Raw genomic sequence first — 7845 nt, forward strand, 5'->3', positions numbered from 1 at the left:
CCCCCCCCCCCCCCCCCCACAGGGGTTCGTGCGGACTTCAGCGTTTGGGCAGCTCGATCATTACCTTCAACCCGCCCCACTCGCTGTCGCCCAACGCCAGTGTCCCGCCCCAGGTGTCGACGATGTCGCGCACGATGCCCAGCCCCAGGCCATGGCCATCGGTCTGCTCATCCAGGCGCGTACCGCGGCTGAAGACCTGGTCGCGGCGGTCCGGCGGGATGCCGGGGCCATCGTCTTCCACCGCCAGGTGGAAACCCACGAGCGTCTCGCTCACGGTGAGGCGCACTTCGGCGTCGGCCCATTTGCAGGCGTTATCCAGCAGGTTGCCCAACAGTTCCAGCAGGTCCTCCCGATCCCAGGGCAGGTGCAAGCCGGGCGGCGCGATATAAGCCAGGTGCAGATGCTCGCCGTGGATCATGTTCAGCGTCGCCAGCAAGCCCGGCAGCTCGGCGTCGCAATCCAGGTGCGCGCCGGGCAAAGCGTCGCCGGACAGGCGCGCACGGTTGAGTTCGCGGTTCAGACGCTGGCGAACCTGCTCGAGTTGATCCAGCAGCAACTTGCGCAACTCGGGATAAGGGTCGAGCTTCTCGTTCGACGCCAGACTTTGCAACACCGCCAGCGGGGTCTTCAGCGCATGGCCAAGGTTGCCCAGGGCATTGCGCGAACGCTTGAGGCTGTCTTCGGTATGGGCCAGCAAATGGTTGATCTGCGCCACCAGTGGCTCCAGCTCCCGCGGCACTTGTTCGTCGAGTTGCGAACGCTGGCCGCGTTGCAACTGGGCGATCTGCTCCCGGGCCTTTTCCAACGGACGCAACGCGCGCTGTACCGTGAACCGTTGCAACAGCAGGATCAACAGCAATCCCGCCAAGCCGAGGCCGAGGCCCACCTGCTGCATCCGCAGGAAGCTGTCACGCACCGGCGTGTAGTCCTGGGCCACGCTGATCGAAATCGCCTGGCCCAGGCGCCGGTAGTCAGTGCGCAGCACCAGCAGCTTCTGACCTTCGGGGCCCAGTTGCAGGTTGCTGTGCAGGCCCGGATGGTCGAGCCGGGGCAGTTCCTGGTCCCAGAGGGAGCGGGAGCGCCAATGCTCGTCGGCAAAATCGATGCGGAAATAATGCCCCGAAAACGGCCGCAGGTAAGCCGGCGACAAACGTCGCTCGTCCAGTTGCAACCCTCGCGGGCCGCGGACCAGGGCCACCAGCAGGTTCTCGCTGTCATTGCGCAACCCGGCTTCGAGGTAGCGCTGCAAACCCAACTCGAACAACCACAGGCTGGTCTGCGCGAGCACCAGGCCGACCACCACCATCACACCGATCAGGCCCAGGCTCAGGCGCCGCTGGATGGATCTCACTGCGCCTGCCCGCCGAACAGGTAGCCCTGGCCGCGACGGGTTTCGATCACGCTGCGCCCCAGTTTGCGCCGCAGGTGGTTGACGTGGACTTCGAGCACATTCGAATCGCGCTCGGTTTCACCGTCGTACAGGTGCTCGGCGAGATGACTCTTGGAGAGGATTTGTTCCGGGTGCAGCATGAAATAGCGCAACAGGCGAAACTCAGCGGCGGTCAGCTGGATTTCCGCACCGTCACGAATCACGCATTGGCGCCCTTCATCCAGGTGCAGCCCGGCCGCCTGGAGCGTCGGCTGGTTGACCTGGCCGTGGGAGCGACGCAGCAGCGCCTGGATGCGCAGGTGCAGTTCTTCAGGGTGAAAGGGTTTGGTCAGGTAATCATCGGCGCCGGCCTTGAGCCCTTCGATGCGCTCGGCCCAAGAGCCACGCGCGGTGAGGATCAGTACCGGGGTGGTCAAGCCGCCAGCGCGCCATTGCGCCAGCACCTCGAGCCCCGGCACGCCAGGCAACCCAAGGTCGAGAATGATCAGGTCGTAGGGCTCGCTGCTGCCCTGATACACCGCGTCGCGCCCGTCTGCGAGCCAATCGACCGCGTAGCCCTGCCGGGCGAGCCCGGCCATCAGTTCGTCGGCCAGGGGAACGTGGTCTTCCACCAATAGCAGGCGCATCAGTCTTCCTTATCTTTGAGTAAACGGCCGGTCGCGGCCTCCAGGTCCAGTTCGCGCACGACGCCGTCGGTGTCCAGCAGCTCGACTTCGTAGATGTAGATGCCGTGCTTTTCTTCCAGCTCGGCCTCCAGCAACTTGGCGCCGGGATGGCGGTCCAGCGCCTGTTGCAGCAGATGCTCCAAGGGCAGGATCACGCCCTGCTGGCGCAATTGCAGGGCTTCGTCCTGGTCCAGGTCACGGGCCACGGCCATCGAACAACACACCAGCAGCGCCAGCGCCCAACGGTTGCGGGCGCGCAGATTAAGCTTCATTACGTATCCTGATGATTCTTCAGCACCTCGCCAGTCACGGCGTCGAGTTCCAGATCCCACTCGATGCCGTTGGCATCACGCAGATCCACTTTGTACCGGTACTTGCCGTATTCCTCTTCCAGCTCGGTATCGGTCACCGTGGCGCCAGTGTGTTTGGCCAGGGCAGCAGCGTTGAGCTGATCAAAAGGCAGGATGGTACCAGCGTCCAGCAGTTTTTGGGCCTCAGTGGCACTGAGGTCCCGGGCTTGGGCCAGACCCGTACCCATGACCATGAGCGTCGCGATGCAAAAGGCAGTGAGGCGGTTCACGGGTTATCTCCTTTTTATAATCTTCAGCGGGGAACTGTATCGGGACGAACTTAACTGAAACTGAATTGCCATCATTGAACCCGGATCAATGTGCGAGCAGGCTCGCTCCCACAGGTCTTCTGTGTCGCTATAATCAGCTGCTTGCACCTATCCGAGACCGGTATGACCGCCATTCACATCAAGTTCCCAGCGCTGACTCTGAAGGCCGGCCGTCGCGCCTTCAAGCGCATCCGCCAGGCAGGCCTTCAGGCCGCCGATGTCGGCATCCTGCCGGGCGCCGCCGGAGGGCCGAAGGCCTTGGGTATCCAGGGGCTGGACCTGGCGCTGTTCGGCGAATGGCTGCCCGCCGCGCCGCGGGAGCGCTCGCTGATCGGCGCATCGGTCGGCTCCTGGCGCTTCGCCAGCGCCTGTCTGCCGGACGCCGCCGAGGGCATTCGCCGCCTGGGCATCCTGTACAACGAGCAGAGCTTCGCCAAAGGCGTGACCATGGCCGGGGTCAGCCAGAGCTCGCAGCGCATGCTTGACGACCTGCTTGAAGGTCGCGACCTGACGATCCTCGACAACCCGCATTACCGGCTCAACATCATGGTAGTCAAGAGTCATGGCCTGTTGGCGCAGGACCATCGCGGCCGGCTGGGCCTGGGGCTGTCCTCGGTGATCGCCGACAACCTGCGCGGCCGGGCGCGGCTGTCGCGGCATTTCGAAAGGCTGATCATCCACGACCCGCGCCTGGCTCCCCCGCTCCATCCGCTGACGGACTTCCCCTCGCGCTTCGTGCCGCTGGAGGCCGGCAACCTGCGCCAGGCACTGCTGGCGTCGGGCTCGATCCCGATGATCATGGAAGGCGTGCGCGACCTGCCCGGCGCCGGCGCGGGCACCTACCGCGATGGCGGCCTGCTGGATTACCACCTTGACCTGCCCTATAGCGGCGAGGACATCGTGCTCTATCCGCACTTCACCGATCGGGTCATTCCCGGCTGGTTCGACAAAGGCCTGCCATGGCGCCGAGGCGATACCTCGCGCTTGCAGGATGTGCTGCTGCTGGCGCCGTCCCGCGAATACCTGGCTCGCCTGCCCTACGGCAAACTGCCGGACCGCAACGACTTCAAGCGTTTCATGGGCGATGACCCGGCCCGCCGCAAATACTGGCGCACCGCAATGGACGAAAGCCGCCGCCTCGGCGACGAGTTCCTCGAACTGACCGCCAACGGTGGGCTGGGCGAGCGTTTGCTGACCCTTTAGTCAGCACGCTCGCGCAACGCGGGGATCAAACTGATAAACTGCGCCGCCTGCCTCGCGACCGTCCATTTAAAGAGCCAAATCTGTGGAAATCTTCAAAGAGTTCACCTTCGAATCCGCCCACCGCCTGCCCCACGTGCCGGAAGGCCACAAATGCGGACGCCTGCATGGTCATTCGTTCAAGGTGGCGATCCACCTCAGTGGCGACATCGACCCGCACACCGGCTGGATTCGCGACTTCTCGGAAATCAAGGCGATTTTCAAGCCGCTCTACGAGCGCCTGGACCACAACTACCTCAACGACATCCCCGGTCTGGAGAACCCCACCAGCGAAGTCCTGGCCAAGTGGATCTGGAACGAGTTGAAGCCGCTGCTGCCGGAACTCAGCGCCATCCGCATCCACGAGACCTGCACCAGCGGCTGCATCTACCACGGCGAATGAGGGGCGAGGATGACCAGTGGATCCCCATCGAGCGCGGCCGGGCGTTGCACAAGATGATCCCGGGGGCGCTGTTCCATCCTGTACCGAATGCCGGGCATCTGGTCCAGGAGGACGCGCCGGAAGCGATCGTCGCGGCGGTGATGCGGTTCTTGCCGTCGCACTCGCCAGCCTGAGGGCCCCTGCAACCTTTGTGGGAGCGAGCCTGCTCGCGAAAGCGTCCGATCAGTCAAATAGCCATCGACTGATATACCGCATTCGCGAGCAGGCTCGCTCCCACAAGGTACTGCTGAGTAACACGATCCGTGTTCCAATTTGATCCACTCCCTGCACCGCTTTTGCTCCTCGAAGCCCACCCGGTCCACCCATTGGCTATAAATAACCGGCGATCACTCGTTTGGCACGGCCGCTGCACGCTTGCGACATTCTCTCCTTCGCAAGGACCGCCACATGACTCAGAACGATCCCGGTAACGACTATCCCTTGAGCGAAGTCCCGATGCATGCCCGCAAGGGTCTGGCCTCCACTGCCATGGTGCTGCTGGGTTTCACTTTTTTCACCGCGACCATGTTTGCCGGTGGCAAGTTGGGCGTGGCGTTCGGTTTCGCCGAGATGCTCGGCGTGATTGTCATCGGCAATCTGCTGCTGGGCCTGTACGCGGCGAGCCTGGGTTACATCGCCTTCAAGAGCGGGCTCAATTCGGTGCTGATGGGCCGCTTCTGTTTTGGCGAGGTGGGCAGCAAGCTCAGCGACTTGATCCTGGGCTTCACCCAGATCGGCTGGTACGCCTGGGGCACGGCCACCGCGGCGGTGGTGCTGGGCAAGTATTTCGAAATGAGCCAGGGCACCGTCCTGGGGTTGATGGTGCTGTTCGGGCTGGGCTTCTGCGCCACGGCCTACATCGGCTATCGCGGACTGGAAATCCTCTCGTACGTCGCCGTGCCGGCGATGATGCTGTTGCTGATCCTCTCGATGTGGGTCGCCACGCAGCAGGTCGGTGGCTTCGATGGCCTGCTCGCGGTAGTGCCCACCGGCAGCCTCGACTGGTCCACCGCGATCACGCTGGTGTTCGGCACGTTCGTCAGCGGCGCCACCCAGGCGACCAACTGGACGCGCTTCTCCCGTTCGGCAAAGGTCGCGGTATTGGCCAGTCTGATCGGTTTTTTTCTCGGCAATGGCCTGATGGTGCTGATCGGCGCCTACGGAGCCATCGTCTACCAGCAGCCCGATGTGGTCGAAGTCTTGTTGCTGCAAGGTTTCGCCATGGCGGCGATGGCGATGCTTCTGCTCAACATCTGGAGCACCCAGGACAACACCATCTACAACTTTGCCGTGGCCGGCTGCAACCTGCTGCGCACCCGCCGACGCAAGACCGTCACACTGGCCGGCGCGGTGATCGGCACGCTGCTGGCGCTGCTGGGCATGTACGATTTGCTGGTGCCGTACCTGATCCTGCTCGGCACCGTGATCCCACCGATTGGCGGGGTGATCATGGCCGACTTCTTCTTCCGCTGGCGTGGCCGCTATCCGCGCCTGGCCGCGGCGCAACTGCCGGCCTTCAACTGGCCCGGGCTGTGCGCTTACGGCGTCGGCACGGTGGCCGCCTTCAATTCACCCTGGGTCGCGCCGCTGGTAGGAATCGCCACCGGCGCGCTAACGTATGTGCTATTGATCGGCGTAATGGGTATTCGCACCGCTGACGCGCCCCTACAAGACCTATAAAGGACTCGCTTGATGCACATCATCAACGCCCGCCTGCGCAACCGCGAAGGCTTGCATGAACTGCACCTGGAAAACGGCCTGATCGCCAGCATCGCCCGCCAGACCGAGGCCCCCAGCCTGGGCCCCGAAGACCTCGACGCCGGCGGCAACCTGGTGGTGCCGCCCTTCGTCGAGCCGCACATTCACCTGGACGCCACCCTGACCGCCGGCGAACCGCGCTGGAACATGAGCGGTACGCTGTTCGAAGGCATCGAGTGTTGGGGCGAACGCAAGGCCACCATCACTCATGAAGACACCAAAACCCGCGCCAGGAAGACTCTCCAGGCCCTCGCCGCCCATGGCATCCAGCATGTGCGCACCCACGTCGACGTGACCGACCCGACGCTCACCGCGCTCAAGGCAATGCTGGAAGTGCGCGAGGAAAGCCGTCATCTGGTCGACATGCAGATCGTCGCGTTTCCCCAGGAGGGCATCGAGTCCTACCGCAGTGGTCGCGAGCTGATGGAAGAAGCCATCCGCATGGGCGCCGACGTGGTGGGCGGCATTCCGCATTTCGAGTACACCCGCGACCAGGGCGTCAGCTCGGTGAAATTCCTCATGGACCTGGCCGAGCGCACCGGTTGCCTGGTGGATGTGCATTGCGACGAAACCGACGATCCGCACTCGCGCTTCCTCGAGGTACTCGCCGAAGAGGCCCGCAGCCGCGACATGGGCGCCCGGGTCACCGCCAGCCACACCACGGCCATGGGCTCTTACGACAACGCCTATTGCGCCAAGCTGTTCCGCCTGCTTGGGCACTCGGGCATCAGCTTTGTATCCTGCCCCACCGAAAGCATTCACCTGCAAGGGCGCTTCGACAACTTCCCCAAACGCCGTGGCGTCACCCGGGTCAATGAATTGCTCGAAGCCGGGATGAACGTCTGCTTCGGCCAGGACTCGATCGTCGACCCGTGGTATCCGTTGGGCAATGGCAACATCCTGCGCGTGCTCGAAGCCGGGCTGCACATCTGCCATATGCTCGGCTACCGCAACCTGCAAAGCGCTTTGGATCTGGTCACTGACAACAGCGCCAAGGCCATGGCCCTGGGCGAACGTTACGGGCTGGAGCCCGGACGCCCGGCGAACCTGTTGATCCTTTCGGCCGACAGCGACTACGAAGTGATCCGCAGCCAGGGCCTGCCGCTTTACTCGATTCGCAAGGGTGAAGTGTTGATGAAGCGGCAGATGCCGGTGGTGGAGTTTGGGCCGCAACGGGGTTGATTCCTGCTCGCAATAGCGGCGGTTCGGTTACAGCAAGGTTGGACTTGCCGCCGTCTTCGCGAGCAAGCTCGCTCCCACAGGATTCTGTGCCGTATACAAATTTCGTGGCCGCAGCCGATTAAACTGTGGGAGATTCTATGGTGCAGGGCTACCCCTTAAATGCCTTTCGGTAAGTATTCGCTCTGATTCTTCAGCAGGGCGAATACCACTCGGGCAAGCTTGCGGGCCAGTGCGACTAATGCTTCGGTTGTGCTGAGCCCCCGGGTCCTCAGTGCCTCATAAAAACCCTTCCATGCCGCTGTGCGCCTCGCCGACATCGCGGCGTTATGCATCAATCGACGTGCCTCCGGGTCACCTCGCTTAGACAGGCAGCGGCGCCCCTTCTTTTTCCCTGAATCCGATATACGCAGGTCTAGGCCTAGAAAAGCGATAAAGGCATCGGCATTTCTGAAATCCCCACGCTGAAACGACGTGAGCAAACGGGCACCACTCAACAGGCCAATGCCTTCAACTTTCATGCAACGCTTGAGTTGATTGCCCAAGCCAGCTA

Annotated in this window: 9 protein-coding genes and 1 pseudogene; 5 read left to right on the plus strand and 5 right to left on the minus strand. The window is 63.1% G+C overall.

Annotation, left to right across the window (positions count from 1 at the left end; translation table 11 throughout):
* Positions 1 to 37 precede the first annotated feature (37 nt).
* Genes ACE04F_RS01070 through ACE04F_RS01085 form a run of 4 tightly spaced genes read right to left on the minus strand, consistent with a single transcriptional unit; the run spans position 38 to position 2635 of the window.
* Entirely contained in the window at positions 38 to 1351 is a 1314-nt protein-coding gene (locus ACE04F_RS01070; protein ID WP_486104156.1) for an ATP-binding protein, read from the minus strand.
* Entirely contained in the window at positions 1348 to 2016 is a 669-nt protein-coding gene (locus ACE04F_RS01075; protein WP_305495857.1) for a response regulator transcription factor, read from the minus strand. Before ACE04F_RS01075 ends, ACE04F_RS01070 begins: the two co-directional genes overlap by 4 nt.
* Positions 2016 to 2327: a PepSY domain-containing protein gene (locus ACE04F_RS01080; protein ID WP_486104158.1), complete on the minus strand. Its 312-nt coding sequence runs from the start codon at positions 2325 to 2327 to the stop codon at positions 2016 to 2018. The genes ACE04F_RS01075 and ACE04F_RS01080 overlap by 1 nt, the downstream gene beginning before the upstream one ends.
* Complete coding sequence (locus ACE04F_RS01085; protein ID WP_486104160.1) at positions 2327 to 2635, minus strand: PepSY domain-containing protein; 309 nt, start codon at positions 2633 to 2635, stop codon at positions 2327 to 2329. Before ACE04F_RS01085 ends, ACE04F_RS01080 begins: the two co-directional genes overlap by 1 nt.
* 162 nt (positions 2636 to 2797) lie before the next feature.
* Here ACE04F_RS01085 and ACE04F_RS01090 point away from each other — a divergent pair, with 162 nt between their 5' ends.
* The 5 genes and pseudogenes from ACE04F_RS01090 (at position 2798) to codA (ending at position 7295) form a co-directional block, all read left to right on the plus strand.
* Positions 2798 to 3877 (plus strand): patatin-like phospholipase family protein, encoded by a 1080-nt coding sequence (locus tag ACE04F_RS01090; RefSeq protein ID WP_486104162.1) that lies wholly within the window; start codon positions 2798 to 2800, stop codon positions 3875 to 3877.
* Between the two features lie 82 nt (positions 3878 to 3959).
* Positions 3960 to 4316 carry a 6-carboxytetrahydropterin synthase QueD gene (queD, locus tag ACE04F_RS01095; protein WP_025212792.1) on the plus strand — a complete coding sequence of 119 codons (357 nt, stop codon included), beginning with the start codon at positions 3960 to 3962 and terminating at the stop codon, positions 4314 to 4316.
* 2 nt (positions 4317 to 4318) lie between these two features.
* Positions 4319 to 4489: pseudogene (locus ACE04F_RS01100) on the plus strand (alpha/beta fold hydrolase); the annotation flags it as partial.
* Between the two features lie 274 nt (positions 4490 to 4763).
* On the plus strand, positions 4764 to 6035 hold the full coding sequence (gene codB, locus ACE04F_RS01105) for a cytosine permease (protein WP_486104165.1): 1272 nt from the start codon (positions 4764 to 4766) through the stop codon (positions 6033 to 6035).
* A gap of 12 nt (positions 6036 to 6047) precedes the next feature.
* On the plus strand, positions 6048 to 7295 hold the full coding sequence (codA, locus tag ACE04F_RS01110) for a cytosine deaminase (RefSeq protein ID WP_486104167.1): 1248 nt from the start codon (positions 6048 to 6050) through the stop codon (positions 7293 to 7295).
* Between the two features lie 155 nt (positions 7296 to 7450).
* Here codA and ACE04F_RS01115 read toward each other — a convergent pair.
* A partial coding sequence (locus ACE04F_RS01115) for a transposase (RefSeq protein ID WP_486104169.1) occupies positions 7451 to 7845 on the minus strand: 395 nt, incomplete at its 5' end.

The organism is Pseudomonas sp. AGC41, assembly GCF_057334555.1.

Bases quoted from the DNA above. Each gene is read 5' to 3' on its own strand.
- ACE04F_RS01075 (WP_305495857.1), bottom strand. From the start codon at position 2,016: ATGCGCCTGCTATTGGTGGAAGACCACGTTCCCCTGGCCGACGAACTG.
- ACE04F_RS01080 (WP_486104158.1), bottom strand. From the start codon at position 2,327: ATGAAGCTTAATCTGCGCGCCCGCAACCGTTGGGCGCTGGCGCTGCTG.
- ACE04F_RS01090 (WP_486104162.1), top strand. From the start codon at position 2,798: ATGACCGCCATTCACATCAAGTTCCCAGCGCTGACTCTGAAGGCCGGC.
- codB (WP_486104165.1), top strand. From the start codon at position 4,764: ATGACTCAGAACGATCCCGGTAACGACTATCCCTTGAGCGAAGTCCCG.
- codA (WP_486104167.1), top strand. From the start codon at position 6,048: ATGCACATCATCAACGCCCGCCTGCGCAACCGCGAAGGCTTGCATGAA.